This is a genomic window from Sinomonas sp. ASV322 (assembly GCF_030908245.1).
Lineage (GTDB): Bacteria > Actinomycetota > Actinomycetes > Actinomycetales > Micrococcaceae > Sinomonas.
On record NZ_JAVFJJ010000001.1, the window covers coordinates 440,952 to 456,649 of the forward strand.

13 protein-coding genes are annotated in these 15,698 nt (G+C 68.4%); 3 read left to right on the forward strand and 10 right to left on the reverse strand.

Annotation, left to right across the window (positions count from 1 at the left end; translation table 11 throughout):
- Positions 1–97 precede the first annotated feature (97 nt).
- Entirely contained in the window at positions 98–1,501 is a 1,404-nt protein-coding gene (locus RBS12_RS02050; protein ID WP_307964373.1) for a dipeptidase, read from the reverse strand.
- A 95-nt stretch (positions 1,502–1,596) separates the two neighbouring features.
- Here RBS12_RS02050 and RBS12_RS02055 point away from each other — a divergent pair, with 95 nt between their 5' ends.
- Complete coding sequence (locus RBS12_RS02055) at positions 1,597–2,184, forward strand: DUF3043 domain-containing protein (protein ID WP_307964374.1); 588 nt, start codon at positions 1,597–1,599, stop codon at positions 2,182–2,184.
- Here the strand turns inward: RBS12_RS02055 and RBS12_RS02060 are convergent.
- Positions 2,159–3,250, reverse strand: a complete 1,092-nt coding sequence (locus RBS12_RS02060; protein WP_307964375.1) for a quinone-dependent dihydroorotate dehydrogenase — start codon at positions 3,248–3,250, stop codon at positions 2,159–2,161. The two genes, RBS12_RS02055 and RBS12_RS02060, sit on opposite strands and share 26 nt — an antisense overlap.
- An 85-nt stretch (positions 3,251–3,335) precedes the next feature.
- Here RBS12_RS02060 and RBS12_RS02065 point away from each other — a divergent pair, with 85 nt between their 5' ends.
- On the forward strand, positions 3,336–4,301 hold the full coding sequence (locus tag RBS12_RS02065; RefSeq protein ID WP_307964376.1) for an alpha/beta hydrolase: 966 nt from the start codon (positions 3,336–3,338) through the stop codon (positions 4,299–4,301).
- Here RBS12_RS02065 and RBS12_RS02070 read toward each other — a convergent pair.
- The 3 genes from RBS12_RS02070 to leuA form a co-directional block, all read right to left on the reverse strand.
- Positions 4,298–5,113, reverse strand: coding sequence for an isoprenyl transferase (locus RBS12_RS02070; RefSeq protein WP_307964377.1), 816 nt, complete (start codon positions 5,111–5,113; stop codon positions 4,298–4,300). The two genes, RBS12_RS02065 and RBS12_RS02070, sit on opposite strands and share 4 nt — an antisense overlap.
- Positions 5,110–5,904, reverse strand: coding sequence for a DNA repair protein RecO (gene recO / locus RBS12_RS02075; protein ID WP_307964378.1), 795 nt, complete (start codon positions 5,902–5,904; stop codon positions 5,110–5,112). Before recO ends, RBS12_RS02070 begins: the two co-directional genes overlap by 4 nt.
- A 111-nt stretch (positions 5,905–6,015) precedes the next feature.
- Positions 6,016–7,770 (reverse strand): 2-isopropylmalate synthase, encoded by a 1,755-nt coding sequence (leuA, locus tag RBS12_RS02080; RefSeq protein ID WP_307964379.1) that lies wholly within the window; start codon positions 7,768–7,770, stop codon positions 6,016–6,018.
- Positions 7,771–8,035: 265 nt separating this feature from the next.
- Here leuA and RBS12_RS02085 point away from each other — a divergent pair, with 265 nt between their 5' ends.
- Positions 8,036–10,003: a M13-type metalloendopeptidase gene (locus RBS12_RS02085; RefSeq protein WP_307964380.1), complete on the forward strand. Its 1,968-nt coding sequence runs from the start codon at positions 8,036–8,038 to the stop codon at positions 10,001–10,003.
- Between the two features lie 63 nt (positions 10,004–10,066).
- Here the strand turns inward: RBS12_RS02085 and RBS12_RS02090 are convergent, their stop codons facing one another.
- From RBS12_RS02090 to RBS12_RS02110, 5 genes are all read right to left on the reverse strand, one after another.
- Positions 10,067–11,452: an LCP family protein gene (locus RBS12_RS02090; RefSeq protein ID WP_307964381.1), complete on the reverse strand. Its 1,386-nt coding sequence runs from the start codon at positions 11,450–11,452 to the stop codon at positions 10,067–10,069.
- 148 nt (positions 11,453–11,600) lie between these two features.
- Positions 11,601–12,587 carry a GTPase Era gene (gene era, locus RBS12_RS02095; RefSeq protein ID WP_307964382.1) on the reverse strand — a complete coding sequence of 329 codons (987 nt, stop codon included), beginning with the start codon at positions 12,585–12,587 and terminating at the stop codon, positions 11,601–11,603.
- Entirely contained in the window at positions 12,580–14,025 is a 1,446-nt protein-coding gene (locus tag RBS12_RS02100) for a CNNM domain-containing protein (protein ID WP_307964383.1), read from the reverse strand. The genes era and RBS12_RS02100 overlap by 8 nt, the downstream gene beginning before the upstream one ends.
- Positions 14,022–14,495 carry an rRNA maturation RNase YbeY gene (gene ybeY, locus RBS12_RS02105; RefSeq protein ID WP_307964384.1) on the reverse strand — a complete coding sequence of 158 codons (474 nt, stop codon included), beginning with the start codon at positions 14,493–14,495 and terminating at the stop codon, positions 14,022–14,024. The genes RBS12_RS02100 and ybeY overlap by 4 nt, the downstream gene beginning before the upstream one ends.
- On the reverse strand, positions 14,492–15,568 hold the full coding sequence (locus RBS12_RS02110) for a PhoH family protein (RefSeq protein ID WP_307964385.1): 1,077 nt from the start codon (positions 15,566–15,568) through the stop codon (positions 14,492–14,494). Before RBS12_RS02110 ends, ybeY begins: the two co-directional genes overlap by 4 nt.
- Positions 15,569–15,698: the final 130 nt, after the last annotated feature.

The window sequence follows — 15,698 nt, forward strand, 5'->3', positions numbered from 1 at the left end:
CGCTGTCGAGGACGGTGTGCACGATTCCGACCTGACGTCGAAAGGTGCGTGCGCCCGTTTCCCTCGTTCTATGCTACGGCGGCCCCGTCCGTGCGCGCTAACCCTCCGCCGAACCGAGCGCGGCGAGGAGGAGCGCTTCCGCCACGATGCAGCGCTCGAATTCGCCCAGGTGCAGCGATTCGTTGGCGCTGTGCGCGCGGCTGTCCGGGTCCTCAACTCCCGTGATGAGAACCTCGGCGTCCGGGAACACCTCTTTGAGATCGGCAACAAACGGGATGGACCCTCCCATTCCCATCTGCACTGGATCAGTTCCCCACGCCTCGCGGAGCGCATCGAGCGCGAGCCTCGCGGCCGGCGAGTCCGTGTCGGCGCGGTAGGCACTCCCCCGCTCCCCCGGCGTGAACTCGACGCGGGCCCCGAACGGCACATTGGCCTCGACATGATGGCGCAGCGCTTCCATGGCCGCATCGGGATCCTGGCCCGGGGCCAGGCGCATGCTGATCTTCGCCCGTGCCGAGGCCTGGATCGTGTTGGATGCCACGGCGACGGACGGAACGTCGATGCCGATGACGGACAGGGCAGGACGGGCCCAGAGCCGCGCGGCGACGCTTCCACTGCCCGCGAGCCGCACGCCGTCGAGCACGCCCGCATCCGAACGGTACTGATCCTCGGGATAGTCGACATCGGGATCGGCGGCGACCACGAGGCCTGGAATCGCGACGTTTCCTTCGTCGTCGTGCAGCGTCGCGATGAGCCGGGCGAGGATCGTCGGCGCGTCGAGGATCGGACCGCCGAAGACGCCCGAGTGGACCGAGTGCGTGAGGACGCTCACCGACACTGTCGCATCGACGAGGCCGCGCAGGCTCGTCGTGAGGGCTGGCACGCCGATGGCCCAGTTGGCCGAGTCGGCGACGACGATGACGTCGGCGGCGAGCCTTTCGCGGTAGGTCTCGAGGAAGGCGCGGAAGCTCGGCGAGCCGTGCTCCTCCTCTCCCTCGACGAACAGGGTCACGCCGACCCCCGCGGCGTCGCCGAGCGTCTCGGAGACCGCGTGCCACGCGGCCAGATGGACCATGACGCCCGCCTTGTCGTCCGCCGTCCCGCGTCCGTAGAGCCGCCCCCCGCGTTCCTCGGGAACGAACGGCTCGGACTCCCACAGTGCGGGGTCCCCGGGCGGCTGCACGTCGTGATGGGCGTACAGGAGAACTGTCGGCTTGCCCGGCTGAGGGGGTCGGCGCGCGACGACGGCGGGGCCTCCCGGCTGCCCATCGGGACGCGGCGCGCGGAGGATCTCGACCCCTTCGAGGCCGGCCGCCGCAGCCAATTCGGCCACGGCCTTCGCGCTCCGTTCGAGCTCGGATGCGTCGAAGGCCTCCCATGCGATGCCGGGAATCGACGCAAGGGACACGAGCTCGGAGAGGGTCGTCTCGAAACGTCGTTGGACGGCGGCGCGCAGCTCGTCGGAGACACCGGGCGCGAGAGGCGCGAGTTCTGAAATCATGCCTTCACAGTACAATCCGGTGCCGAGCCCATCAATGGCGCACGGGGCGACGCCCGCGGGCCACGTCGGCGGCGTCCGTTGGATATTCTTGAATAGTGTTTGGACGAAAGAATGGGTCTGCGGCCGAGAGCGCCGGTCAGCCCGAAGAGCAGCCGGCGGCCCCCCTCGTCGGCAAGGGCGCGCCCACCCCGCGGCGCAAGGACCAGGAGGCGGCCCGCCGTCGTCCGATTGTCCCGACGGACCGCAAGGCCTCGAAAGCTGCCGAACGGCAGGCAGCGGCCGAGGAACGTGCGCGGACGCGCCGCGCGCTGGAGACCGGCGACGAGCGCTACCTCCCCGTCAAGGACCGCGGCGACCAGAAGCGCTTCACCCGCGACGTCGTCGACGCCCGCTTCAATGTGGGCGAGTACCTCATGTTCGCGGCGCTGGCCTTCGTGGTCATCTCGTTCGTCGTCCCCCAGGCGAGCGAGGCCCAGTTCTACATCCTGATCGCGTTCTGGGTGGTGTTCGCGCTCGTCATCCTCGACACGTTCTGGCTCTCGCGCCAGATCAGGAAGCGGCTGATCTCGAAGTTCCGCGAGGTCGAGCGCGGAACCGTCTGGTACGGCGCGATGCGCGCCCTCCAGTTCCGCCCGCTCCGGCTGCCCAAGCCGCAGGTCACGCGCGGCCAGTTTCCGTCGTGACGGGAGCGGCCTTGGTGAGGGCACGATTCACCGAGGCCGCCCAGAACGGGCCCTCATAGAGGAACGCCGTGTAACCCTGGACAAGGCTCGCCCCCGCGGCGAGCCTTTCCTGTACGTCGGCCGCCGTCTCGACGCCGCCGACCGAGACGAGCGCGAGGCGATCCCCCACAATCGATGCAAGGCGCCGCAGCACCTCGAGCGACCGGGCCTTGAGCGGGGCACCCGAGAGCCCGCCCGCGCCGCAGGCCTCGACCGCGGCCGGATCGCTCTCGAGGCCTTCGCGCCCGATCGTCGTGTTGGTCGCGATGACGCCCTCGAGCCCCAGGCCAATCGCGAGGTGGGCGACATCGTCGATGTCCGAATCCGCGAGGTCCGGCGCGATCTTCACGAGCAGCGGGACGCGCCTTCCTGCGGCGGCCGTGGATTCCTCGCGGACAGCCTCGAGCAGGGGACGGAGCGTCTCGACGCTCTGGAGAAGGCGGAGCCCCGGCGTGTTCGGGGAGCTGACGTTGACGACGAGGTAGTCGGCGTGCGGGGCGAGCGCTCGGGCGCTCGCGCGGTAGTCGTCCACGGCGTTCTCGAGATCGATGACCTTGGTCTTGCCGATGTTGACGCCGATGATCGGCCGATGCGCGCCATAGCGCCTCTCGAGGGACGCGCGGGCCGCGGCGATTCGCGGCGCGACGGCCTCTGCCCCGTCGTTGTTGAAGCCCATCCGGTTGACCACCGCACGGTCCCTGATGAGGCGGAAGAGGCGCGGCGTCGGGTTGCCCGGCTGCGCCTGGCCCGTGATGGTGCCCACTTCGATATGGCCGAACCCGAGCTCCGCGAGGGCCTCGATACCCCTCCCCTCCTTGTCGAAGCCGGCCGCGAGCCCGAACGGGGACGGGAACTCGACGCCGAAGACGGCCGTCCGCAGCTCGGGCCTGGGTGCCGAGAACGTCTCGAGCACCCGTCCGAGGCCCACGGTGTGCACCGCGCGGATCGCGCTGAAGCCGATCCGATGGGCGCGCTCGGCGTCCATCCATGAGAACGCGACACGGAAGAAGAGGGGGTAGAAGCGCATTCTCCCAGTTTCGCGCAGGAGAATGGCGGGCCACAAAACGGCGCGCGCCCAGCCCCTATCCTTCAGAGGGAAGGAGGGATCCGGCATGGAGCAATGGGGCCCCGATTTTCTCGGTCCGGGCTTCGAACAGCGTGCGCTCGGCGACGGGGCTACGGCGATCGGCACCCTGGTGCGGCACCGCCTCCGGCCGACGACGGCGGGATCGTCAGGCCCGGCCCTCGTGTATGTCCACGGGTGGAGCGACTACTACTTCAACACCGAACTCGCGCGCTTCGCCTCCGATCACGGCTGGCGGTTCTATGCCCTCGACCTCCCCGAGCACGGGCGGAGCCTGCGGCCGGGAGGGCGTCCAGGCTTCGTACCGTCGGCGGCGCATTATCTGCTCAGCATCGGTGCGGCGATCGACGTCGTGCGTGACGAAGGCGACGGCCCCATGGTCCTCATGGGCCATTCCACGGGCGGCCTCGCCGTCGCGCTCGAAGCCCAGCGCCGGCCCGAGCGGCTCGCGGGGCTCGTGCTGAGCAGCCCGTGGCTCGCGCCCTACGGCGGCCGCACCGCAGGGGCCATGCTCGAATGGGCGCTCGGCCCGAACGCGGACGCCCGTCCCGAACGGATCATCCCGCTCCCGCCGCGCGGACATTACTGGCGCGCGATCGCCCGCCAGGCGGGCGGCGAATGGGACGTGCGGGAGGATCTACGGCCGCGCGCGGCGTTTCCCGTGAGGGTCGGCTGGCTTCGCGGCGTGCTGGCCGCCCAGCGCGAGCTCGCGGACGGGCCGCGCATCGCTGTGCCGGCACTCCTTCTGGCCTCGACCCGGAGCGACACCGGGCTCGTGTGGCGCGAGCATATGCGTTCGCGGGATGCGGTCCTCGCCATCGCCCCGATGCGCCGTGCTGCGGCGGCGGTCTGCGCGTCGCTCGACGAAGTGCTTGTCGACGGCGGACTCCACGACGTCCTTCTCTCCGCGCCGGCCGTGCGGCGGGAGGCGTACGTGCGCCTCGGCGCGTGGCTCGACGCCCTCGTTGCCCCGACGGACTCCGCCGGCCGCTAGCTCTCGGACTCTGCGGCAGCCGCGTGATCGATCGCGCCGCCGTACCTGCGATCCCTGCCGGCGTAGATCTCGACGGCCTCCCACAGCGTTCGGCGATCGACGTCCGGCCAGAGCGTATCCATGAACACCATCTCCGCATACGCGGACTGCCACAGCATGAAGTTGCTCAGCCGCTGCTCGCCCGAGCTCCGGAGGAAGAGGTCGACGTCGGGAAGGTCAGGCTCATCAAGATAGCGCTGAATGGTCTTCTCGTTCACGGCGCGCGGACTGAGGACCCCCGCGACGACGTCGCGGGCGATCGCGGCCGCGGCATCCGCGATCTCCGCGCGGCCTCCGTAGTTGACGCACATCGTGAGATGGCACGTCGTGTTGCCCTTCGTGAGCTCCTCGGCCACCTCAAGCTCGCGGATCACCGAGCCCCACAGCTTGGGACGCCGTCCCGACCACCTGATCTGCACGCCCCAGGAATCCAGGGTGTCCCGCTGCCGCCTCAGGACATCGCGGTTGAAGCCCATGAGGAAGCGGACCTCTTCGGGCGAGCGGCGCCAATTCTCCGTCGAGAACGCGTAGACGGACACGTACTCGATGCCCAGCTCGATGGCTCCCGCCACGACGTCGAGCAGCGCGGGCTCGCCGGCCTTGTGGCCCTCGATGCGCGGGAGACCCCGCAGGTTCGCCCAGCGGCCATTGCCGTCCATGACGATGGCGACATGCCGGGGGACGAACTGCGCGGGAATCGTCGGAGCCTGCGCGCCGGAGGGATGAGGATAGGGGGCCACGATGGGGTGGCCCGTACGGCGGCTCGGTGTCACGTACTGCTCGTCTCCTGTCGCGTCGGGAGGGAATCGGGCTCGTCCCGCTCGACGAGCCGCAGCGACCGGACCGCGCGCTCGAGGTGCCACTGGACATAGGCCGCGACGAGACCCGAGGCCTCGCGGCGGTGGATGGGCTGAGAGTCGTCGGCTACGCCCCAGTCACCTGAGAGGAGAGCGGCGAGCAGGCGAACTGTCTCGGGAGCAGGCGCCGGGGAGCCGGGAGGCCTGCACTCATGGCATACGATGCCGCCGAGCGCCGCCGAGAACGCCGCATGAGGGCCGGGCTCGCCGCACCGGGCGCAGTCCGTGAAGCTGGGTGCCCAGCCGGCCGTCGAGAGCGCGCGCAAGAGGTACGAGTCGAGGATGAGCTCTGGCGCGTGCGCGCCGCGGCTCAGGGCGGCGAGCGCCCCCACGAGGAGCTGGTAGTGCGGGAGGGAGGCTTCGCCGTCGTTCGCCGTGAGCCGCTCGGCCGTTTCGGCCATCGCGGCCGCGGCGGTGTAGCGCGCATAGTCGGCCGCGATCTCGCTCCCGTACGTTCCCCGCGCGACGGCCTGCCCGACGACTTCAAGGGAACGCCCTCGGACGAGCTGGAGATCCGCGACCATGAACGGCTCGAGGCGCGCGCCGAAGCGGCTCCCGGTGCGGCGCACGCCGCGGGCCACGGCGCGCACCTGCCCATGATGCTTGGTCAGGAGGACGATGATCCGATCAGCCTCACCGAGCCTGTGGGTGCGCAGGACGACGCCGTCGTCACGGTAGCTCCGTGCAGCGAACGTCGATTCGGCCATGAGAGACATTCTCCCACCCGCCCGCCGACATCCGGTGGCACAGCGAGGGCCGCGCCGCACCCCTGCCGAGCAGGCAGGACGCGGCGCGGCCGAATCGCAAGGGGCCGAGCCTCAGATTCCTGCGCTCGCGTCGTCGCGGATCGCGCGGTTGACGGCCGAGATGACCGCCTTGAGTGCTGCGAGGCTCGTGTTCGCGTCGATGCCGACGCCCCACAGGATCCGCTCGCCGATGCCGCATTCGACGTACGCGGCCGCACGTGCGTTGCCGCCCTCGGACAGGGCGTGCTCGGTGTAGTCGAGCACTCGCACGTCGACGCCTTCCCTCGCGAAGATGTCGAGGAGTGCGGCGATCGGGCCGTTGCCGGTTCCGCTGCGCTGGACCTGCTCGCCGTCGATCCGGAGCGCGGCGGTGAGATCCATGGTCCCGTCGTCGCCCGTCTGGGTGCTGACGGACTTGAGCGCGTAGCGCCCCCAGACCTTGCCGCCGTCGACGGACGACGCCGGGAGGTACTCGTCGCTGAAGATGTCCCACAGCACCGCCGCGCTCACCTCGCCGCCGGCGGCGTCGGTGTGCTTCTGGACCACGCGCGAGAATTCGATCTGGGCGCGGCGCGGAAGATCGAGGTTGTGCTCGTTCTTCAGCAGGTACGCGACGCCGCCCTTGCCGGACTGCGAATTGACCCGGATCACGGCCTCGTACGTCCGCCCGACGTCCTTCGGATCGATCGGGAGGTACGGAACCTGCCACGTGAACTCGTCCACCGGAACCCCGGCGGCCTTCGCGTCCCGCTCGAGCGCGTCGAAGCCCTTCTTGATCGCGTCCTGGTGCGAGCCCGAGAACGCCGTGAAGACGAGGTCGCCGCCGTACGGCGAACGCTCCGGGACCGGGAGCTGGTTGCAGTACTCGACCGTCCGGCGGATCTCGTCGATGTTCGAGAAGTTGATCATCGGGTCAATGCCCTGGACGAACATGTTCAGGCCGAGGGTGACGAGATCCACATTGCCGGTGCGCTCGCCATTGCCGAACAGGCAGCCCTCGATGCGGTCCGCGCCCGCCAGGTAGCCGAGCTCGGCCGCGGCGACGCCCGTGCCCCGGTCGTTGTGCGGGTGCAGGGAGAGGATGATGCCCTCGCGCGGGTGCAGGTTGCGGCTCATCCACTCGATCGAGTCGGCATACACGTTCGGCGTCGCCATCTCGACGGTCGCGGGGAGGTTGATGATGACCTGGCTGTCCGCGGAGGCCTCGAAGATCTCTGCGACCTTGTTGGACACGCGCGCGGCGTACTCGAGCTCGGTGCCCGTGAAGGACTCGGGCGAGTATTCGTACGTGATGCGGGTGTCCGGGATCGTCTCCTGGTACTTCTTGCACAGGAGGGCGCCCTGGACGGCGATGTCGAGGATGCCCTCTTCGTCCGAGTTGAACACGACGCGTCGCTGCAGGACGGACGTCGAGTTGTAGAGGTGGACGATCGCGCTGCGGGCGCCCACGAGCGATTCGTACGTCCGCTCGATGAGGTGTTCTCGGGCCTGCGTGAGGACCTGGATCGTGACGTCCTCGGGAATGTGGCCGCCCTCGATGAGCTGGCGCACGAAGTCGAAGTCCGTCTGCGAAGCGGACGGGAAGCCGACCTCGATCTCCTTGTAGCCCATCTCGACGAGGAGCTTGAACATCTTGAGCTTGCGGGCCGGGCTCATGGGATCGATGAGCGCCTGGTTGCCGTCGCGCAGGTCGACGGCGCACCAACGGGGGGCCTTCTCGATGCGCTTGTTGGGCCACGTCCGGTCCGGCAGCTCGACGGTGATCTGCTCGTGGAACGGGACATAGCGGTGAACGGGCATGCCCGAAGGCTTCTGTGCGTTGCGCATGGTTTTACTCTAGGCCTTTCTCAAAAGCTGGGATCCGCTGTGGCCGGGCATCACAGAACTCCGCGGCGGGGATCCGGCCTAGCTCTTCGACGAACGTCGGTCCGTCAGCTGCTACAGGGCCCCGCCACGGCAGCTAAGAAGAAGGCGCTGCGCGATTGGCACCTCGTCACCATAGCACGGTGCCCCGCCGCGAGGCGGCCGGCTCGGCCGGTTCGGCCGCGCGCACACCTAAGATGAAGCCATCCGAGCAAGCCGAGGAGGCACCATGGCCGAGAGCCCCGCCGCGCCGTCTGGCGTTGACCGAGAGTACTTCGACGAGACCGTGCGACCGCAGGACGACCTCTATCGCCACGTCAACGGGGCGTGGCTCCGGGAGACCGAGATCCCGGCCGACCGCGCCCTCGTGGGAACGTTCGTCCAGCTGCGGGATCGCGCCGAGGAGGATGTCCGGGCCCTCATCGAGGAGCTCGCCGCAACGGAGCACCCCGTGGGTTCGGACGAGCAGAAGATCGGCTCGTTCTACCGCTCGTTCATGGACGACGCGCGGGCCGCACAGCTCGGCTCTGCCCCCCTCGCCGCGCTTCTGGCCGAAGTCGACGGAATCGACGACGCCGAAGGCCTCGTCACGACCTCGGCTCGCCTTGGGCGCGGGGGCAGCGAGGGCCTCTTCGGCTACTACGCGGCACCCGATGCCGGCAACCCCGAACGGGTCCTCCTGTATCTCTCACAGGGCGGACTCGGGCTCCCCGACGAGTCGTACTACCGCGAGGACAAGTTCGCCGAGGTACGCGCCGCGTACGAGTCCTATCTCGCGGACGCCTTCGCGCTCGTGGGGAAGGACTCCCCCGCCGAGGCAGCGGCCGCCGTCGTCCGCCTTGAGACGCGGCTTGCGGGACTGCACTGGGACCGCGTGACGCTCCGCGACCCGCAGAAGGCCTACAACCTCTACACGCAGGGCGCAGCAGAAGCCGCATTCCCGCATTTCGCGGCCTGGGGCGAGGCGACCGGGGTCAACGAGGCCTCGCGCGCCGAGCTCGTCGTGGGAAATCCCGAGTTCCTCTCCGGCCTCGCTCCCTTGCTTGCCGAGGTGCCGCTCACGGATTGGAAGCACTGGCTCAGCGCCCACGTCATCTCCTCTGCTGCGCCCTTCCTCTCCCCGGAGTTCGTCGACCGGCACTTCGCGTTCTACGGGACCGTTCTGAGCGGAACTCCCGAGAACAAGGAGCGCTGGAAGCGCGGAGTGGCCGCCGTCGAAGGGGGGCTCGGCATGGCCGTGGGGCGTTTGTACGTCGAACGGCATTTCCCCGCCGAGCACAAGGAGGCCATGCAGAGCCTCGTCGACGACATCGTCGAGGCGTACCGCGAGAGCATCGTCATCCTCCCCTGGATGGGCCCCGAGACCCGCGAACGGGCGCTCGCAAAGCTCGCAGCGTTCCGGCCGAAGATCGGCTACCCGGACGAATGGATCGACTTCTCCGCGGTCGAGGTCCAGGACGACGACCTTCTGGGCAACGTGAGGCGCGCCAACGCGGGCGAGCTGGACCGGCTCCTCGACGAGATCGGCAAGCCGGTGGACCGCATCAAGTGGCTCATGACCCCTCAGACGGTCAATGCCTACTACCACCCCCTCATGAACGAGATCGTCTTCCCCGCAGCGATCCTCCAGCCGCCCTTCTACCATCCCGACGCCGACGCCGCCGTCAACTACGGCGGGATCGGCGCCGTCATCGGACACGAGATCGGGCACGGCTTCGACGACCAGGGCTCGCAGTTCGACGGTGACGGCGCGCTGCGCAACTGGTGGACGGACGAGGATCGCGCGGCCTTCGAGGCACTCACGGAGCGGCTCGTCGGGCAGTTCGAGGTCCTCTCACCCGCTGAGGCGCCCGGGCACAGCGTCAACGGAAAGCTCACGCTCGGGGAGAACATCGGCGATCTGGGCGGTCTCGGCATCGCCTTCAAGGCCTACCGCCTCCACCTCGACGGCGTCGAAGCACCAGTGATCGACGGATTCACCGGGCCTCAGCGGTTCTTTGTCTCGTGGGCCACCGTGTGGCGCCAGGTGTGCCGCGCCGAAGAGTCGGTGCGGCGGCTCGCGATCGACCCTCACTCCCCCAACGAGTTCCGGACCAATACGATCGCGCGGAACCTCGCGGCCTTCCACGAGGCCTTCGGCGTCGCGGCGGGGGACGCGATGTGGCTCGAACCGGAGGAGCGCGTCGAGATCTGGTGACGTCTCACGAATGGGGGCCCCGGCATCGTCGATGCCGGGGCCCACTCGTGTGGCGAAGCGTGCCTAGTGGCCGAACGCGGCCTGGCACGTGCTGTCGGCGGCCGTCTGGGCGACGACGTTGTCCGGCAGCTTGGGCGAGTAATGGGTGCCGGTCGGGAAGTCCTGGCCCACGTAAACCTGAACGCCTGCGACATTCGCGGCGTGCACCTGCGAGTCCGGGATGCCGAGCGCCGACGCAACATCCTTCGCGACGTCCGCAAAGTTCGGGCCGAAGTAGACGTTGGTCGTGGCGACCCCGTTCGCCGTGAACTCGGTCGTCTTGGCGAAGCCTTGGCCGATGAGGAACTTCGCGACGTCGAACGCACGCCCTCCCACGCCTGAGCCATTCGCGACGGCGACGGGCTGTAGGGCCTTGTTGTAGGCGGGCGAGGCCGTGGTGGAAGACGTCGTCGACGGTTCCGAGCTCGCGGTGGGGCTTGGAGAAGGCGCCGCGGGCGCGGTGAGGTCCCTGTTGTCGCGGAGCGCCTGGAAGAGCGCCCCCGCGTCGGGCTGCTTGACCTGGACCCGATTTGGATCAGCCGGATACGGCTCCCACGGGACCGTCACGAACGCGACCTTGCCGAGATCGACGGATTTGAGGCGGCCCGCGATCGTGAGCATGGCCTGCGGATTCGCGAGGCCGCTGTCTACCGTGAGGTTCTTTGTGACGGTGTCGGCGATGCTCAGGAGCTTCGGGACGTCCGTGAGCGTCCCATCCGACTTGACCTTGCGGGCGAGCGAGGCGAGGAACTCCTGCTGGGACTTGATGCGGGAGAGGTCGCTCCCGTCGCCCACGCCGTGGCGGCTGCGGAGGAACGCGAGCGCCATCTCGCCTTGGAGCGTCGAGGTGCCCGCGGGGATCTTGAGGCCCGACATCGGGTCGTCGATGGCCCCATTCACGCACACCTGGACCCCGCCGATCGTGTTCGAGAGGTCCTTGACCGCGGTGAAGTCGGCGACCATGAAGTGGTCGATCGTCAGCCCCGTGAGCTGGTTGACCGTGTCGACGGCGCAGCCCGGCCCTGCCTCGGACATCGCCGAATTGATCTGGCCGACCGCCTGTGCCGGATAGTCCCGGTTCGTCTTGGGGTCGTGGCACTTCGGGATCGGGACCATGAGGTCGCGGGGGAAGCTCGTGATCGAGACGACCTTGTTGTCCGCCGAGATGTTCATGAGGATCATGACGTCGGAGTTGCCATACCCGGAGCTGTCGGCCTGCGATCCATAGGCGGCGTCCGCCCCCTCCCGCGTGTCCGTCCCGATGATGAGGATCTGGAGGGGATCCGTCGCGTCGTTGCTCGCGTCCGCTGTCGAGTTGCCCGCGCTCAGCGGCGCCTCGCGGATGTTGGTCTGAAGACGCAGCGCCCAGTAGCCGGCGAACGCGACGATTCCGACGAGCGCCAGAGCCACCACGGCGCCGAGAGCCCTTGCCCAGAGTGGTACCGTGCGGCGCGTCCGGACGTGACGCGGGACGTGCCCTGATGTGACCAAATGGAGCCCTCCGGTAAGTGGTACTCCAAGCCATTTTACAGAGGCGACTGTGAGGGCCCTGTGCAGGTCAGAAGCCGAGCCGTCCTAGCTGCTTGGGATCGCGCTGCCAATCCTTCGCAACCTTGACGTGGAGATCGAGGTAGATCTTGGTCCCGAGGAGGGCCTCGATCCCCCTGCGCGCGGTCGATCCGACCTCGCGAAGCCGGGCGCCGCCGCGCCCGATGATGATCGCCTTCTGCGAGGGACGCTCGACGAAGAGGTTGACTCGCACATCGAGAAGCGGATTGTCTTCGGGGCGGTCCTCCCGCGGGACAATCTCGTCAACGACAACGGCGAGAGAGTGCGGAAGCTCGTCTCGGACGCCCTCGAGAGCAGCCTCGCGCACGAGTTCCGCGACCATGATCGCTTCCGGCTCGTCGGTGAGCTCGCCGTCGGGATAAAGCGGAGGCGAGGGCGGCATGTGGCCGATGAGCACATCCGCGACAGTCTCCACCTGGAAGCCGTCCTGGGCCGAAACCGGGACGATGTCCGTGAATCCTTCACCGCCCAGGACCTCGCGACCGAGCTCGGTGACCGCGAGGAGCTGCTCCGTGACACCGGCCCGGTCGGCAAGGTCGGCCTTGGTGACGATCGCCACGATGGGCTTGCGGCCGACGGCGGCGAGCTGAGCCGCGATGAATCGGTCACCCGGCCCGATCCGCTCGTTGGCGGGGATGCAGAAGCCGATCGCGTCAACCTCGGAGAGCGTTTCCGCGACCAGGTCATTCAGGCGCTGGCCGAGAAGCGTGCGCGGCCGGTGGAGTCCCGGGGTATCGACGAGCACGAGTTGGGCGTCGGGCCGATGCACGATGCCGCGGATCGTGTGACGGGTCGTCTGCGGCTTTGCCGACGTGATGGCAACCTTCTGGCCGACAAGGGCATTGGTGAGCGTGGACTTGCCGGCGTTCGGGCGCCCGACCAGGACGGCGAATCCGGCGCGGAAGCCGCCGTCGTCCGCCGTTGCGCCGCTCGCCCCTCCGCCGGATGATGCCGCCCTGTCGTCCCGCCTAGCCATGCTGTCTCCCTGTCGTGTCAGTGTTATGCCTCTCGGCGTTATGCCTCTCGGCGTTATGCCTCTCGGCGTTGTGCCTCTCGGCGTTATGCCTCTCAGCGTTGCGCCTCTCGGCGTCATGCCTCTCGGCGCGCCTATCTGAGTTGTGGCGCTCGTCCTCGCTCGCGTGTGTGTCACCGGCGGGGGCGGATTCCTCGGAGCGCTGGGCGAGGAGGTGGCTCACCCGCTTGCGGCGCCCCTCAAGGCGTTCGGCCGTGAGCTGGATCCCGTCGACCTCCGCCGTGCTTCCGACGATGGGAACGCGTCCGAGCGCCTTCGCGAGAAGCCCGCCGGCAGTGTCCACCTCGTCGTCTTCGACATCCTCGTCGAAGAGTTCACCGAGGTCGTCGAGGCTCATGCGCGCCGGGATCCTGAACACGCCCGGCTCGATCTCGAGGGCTTCTGCGTCCTCCTCGTCATATTCGTCGGCGATCTCGCCCACGAGCTCTTCGATGAGGTCCTCGAGCGTCACGAGGCCTGCGGTGCCGCCGTACTCGTCGACGACGATCGCGAGATGGGTGGATTCGCGCTGGAGCTCTTTGAGGAGCTCGTTGACGGGCTTCGATTCGGGGACGAACCGCGGCTCGCGCACATAGTATTCGACCGCGTCGTCCTCTGCCTCGGGCGCCTGATGCAGCCGAGCGGCAACGTCCTTGAGATAGAGCACGCCGCGGACGTCGTCGAGGTTCTCGACGTAGACCGGGACGCGAGAACAGCCCGACCGGAGGAAGAGCGACATGGCCTGGCGCAAGCTCGAGCCGGCCTCGATCGCAATGACGTCGGTGCGGGGAATCATCACGGCGCGGACGAGGGTCTCGCCGAGTTCGAAGACCGACTGCAGGAGCTCGGCCTGATCCTCCTCGAAATCCTCGGAGTCGCTCGCGCGCTCGACGAATTCTCGCAGTTCGTCGGTCGAGTAGATCGCGTCCTCCTGCGTCGGGTCGGTGCCCGTCGCGGCGCTGCCGACCGAGACGAGCCAGCCGGGGATTGGGCCGAGGACCCGGCGCAAGAACGTTGTGAGGGGTGCCGACCACAACGCGACGGCGAGCGCGTGCCGGCGGCCGAGCTGACGCGGCGAGACGCCGACGAGGAGGAAGCCGATGAGCGCCATGACGATGGTCGCCGCGAGGACCGCGAGCCATACGTTCCCCAGCCAGGTCGTCATGACGACTGCCACGACGACGGCCGACGCCGTTTCGAACCAGATGCGCCAGAAGCGCAGTGCGCGCACGTGCGGCACGGGCGAAGCCAAGATGACAGCGAGCGACTGAGCCCGACCCTGCTCGATGCGCTCCTCGGCCTCGTGGCGGGGAAGGAACGCGAGCGCCGACTCGGCAGCGGTGAGGAGGGCAGCGAGGGCCGTGAACGCCAGCGCCAGGGCCAGCAGTACGGCGATCGTCACGCCATCGTCTCCTTCGGGGCCGGCCGGCCAAGGAACTCGGTGAGCAGTTCGCGCTGGAGCCCGAACATCTCCTCGCGCTCCTCGGGCTCGGCGTGATCGAACCCGAGAAGGTGAAGGATGCCGTGCGTCGCGAGAAGCAGCATTTCGTCCTCGGTCGAATGGCCGCCCCGGGTGGCCTGATCGGCGGCAACCTGCGGGCAGATGGCGATGTCCCCCAGCATGCCCTGCGGGGTGGGCCGGCCCGGCGTCCCGGGTGTGAGTTCGTCCATGGGAACCGACAGGACGTCCGTCGGTCCGGGCTCGTCCATGAGCTCGATATGCAGCCGCTCCATCGCGGCCTCGTCCACGAGGAGGACCGAGAGTTCGGTCTGGGGGTGGAGCCACAGCCGGTCGAAGATGAACCGGCCAAGGCGCACGAGCGCTTCCTCGTCGACGGCTAGGCCGGATTCGTTGTTGACTTCGATGCTCACGGCTCAAGCTTAGTCGGGATCAGACGCTCGCCACCGGTCGTCCTGCGGCGATCGGCGCGCACCTTGGTTCGCTCGGCCTTGGCCCGTTGCCGGTCGTCCCAGCGGCCGTACGCGTCGACGATGTCAGAGACGAGGCGGTGCCTCACGACGTCGGACGCGTCGAGCATCGTGAAGTTGACGTCCTCGATGCCGTCGAGGATCTCGCGGACGATCCGGAGCCCCGAATAGGTCCCGGACGGCAGGTCGACCTGCGTGATGTCCCCTGTCACGACCATCTTCGAACCGAACCCGAGACGGGTGAGGAACATCTTCATCTGCTCGGGCGTCGTGTTCTGCGCCTCATCGAGGATGATGAACGCGTCGTTGAGGGTCCGGCCGCGCATATAGGCCAGCGGCGCCACCTCGATCGTCCCCGCTGCCATGAGCCGCGGAATCGACTCTGGATCGATCATGTCGTGGAGTGCGTCGTAGAGCGGGCGCAGGTAAGGATCGATCTTGTCGTTGAGGGTTCCGGGAAGGAAGCCGAGCCGCTCCCCCGCTTCGACAGCCGGGCGCGTGAGAATGATGCGGCTCACGTCCTTGTGCTGGAGCGCCTGGACCGCCTTGGCCATCGCGAGGTACGTCTTGCCCGTGCCCGCAGGGCCGATTCCGAAGATGACCGTGTTCGCGTCGATGGCGTCGACGTAGCTCTTCTGGTTGGCCGTCTTCGGGCGAATGGTCCGGCCGCGGCTCGTGAGGATGTTGTGCGTGAGGACGTCGGAGGGGCTCGCGACCGTCTGGGTCCGCAGCATCGAGACGAGCTGTGCGAGCGACGCGGGCGTGACGGGCGTGCCGCGTTCGACGAGTGACGCGATTTCCTCGAAGAGCCGCTTGATGTACGGGGCCTCTGCGGGCGGCCCGACGATCGTGAGCTCGTTGCCGCGCACATGGATCGACACCGAGGGGAACTGCTCTTCTACGTAGCGCAAGGCCTCATCATGCGGCCCGAGGATGTGGACCATGTCTTCGCCGGAGGCGAAGCGGAGCACTTCGGTGCGGGTGGTGGGCGTCGTGTGCGGGAATTCCGCTGTCAAATGCCTTCTCTCCTCACAGGGTTCTGTCGATCCATGCTAGCGCTTGGTATCAATCGCGCATCACTTGGGCAACGAAACCCGAAGTTCGCCGTTGGCGGAGGGGGCCCTGTGCCAAGCTGGACAGAGCCCG

Coding starts and splice junctions, on each gene's coding strand:
- RBS12_RS02085 (WP_307964380.1), top strand. CDS start 8,036: ATGGCCGAGAGCCCCGCCGCGCCGTCTGGCGTTGACCGAGAGTACTTC.
- RBS12_RS02065 (WP_307964376.1), top strand. CDS start 3,336: ATGGAGCAATGGGGCCCCGATTTTCTCGGTCCGGGCTTCGAACAGCGT.
- RBS12_RS02050 (WP_307964373.1), bottom strand. CDS start 1,501: ATGATTTCAGAACTCGCGCCTCTCGCGCCCGGTGTCTCCGACGAGCTG.
- recO (WP_307964378.1), bottom strand. CDS start 5,904: ATGGCCGAATCGACGTTCGCTGCACGGAGCTACCGTGACGACGGCGTC.
- leuA (WP_307964379.1), bottom strand. CDS start 7,770: ATGCGCAACGCACAGAAGCCTTCGGGCATGCCCGTTCACCGCTATGTC.
- era (WP_307964382.1), bottom strand. CDS start 12,587: ATGGCTAGGCGGGACGACAGGGCGGCATCATCCGGCGGAGGGGCGAGC.
- RBS12_RS02060 (WP_307964375.1), bottom strand. CDS start 3,250: ATGCGCTTCTACCCCCTCTTCTTCCGTGTCGCGTTCTCATGGATGGAC.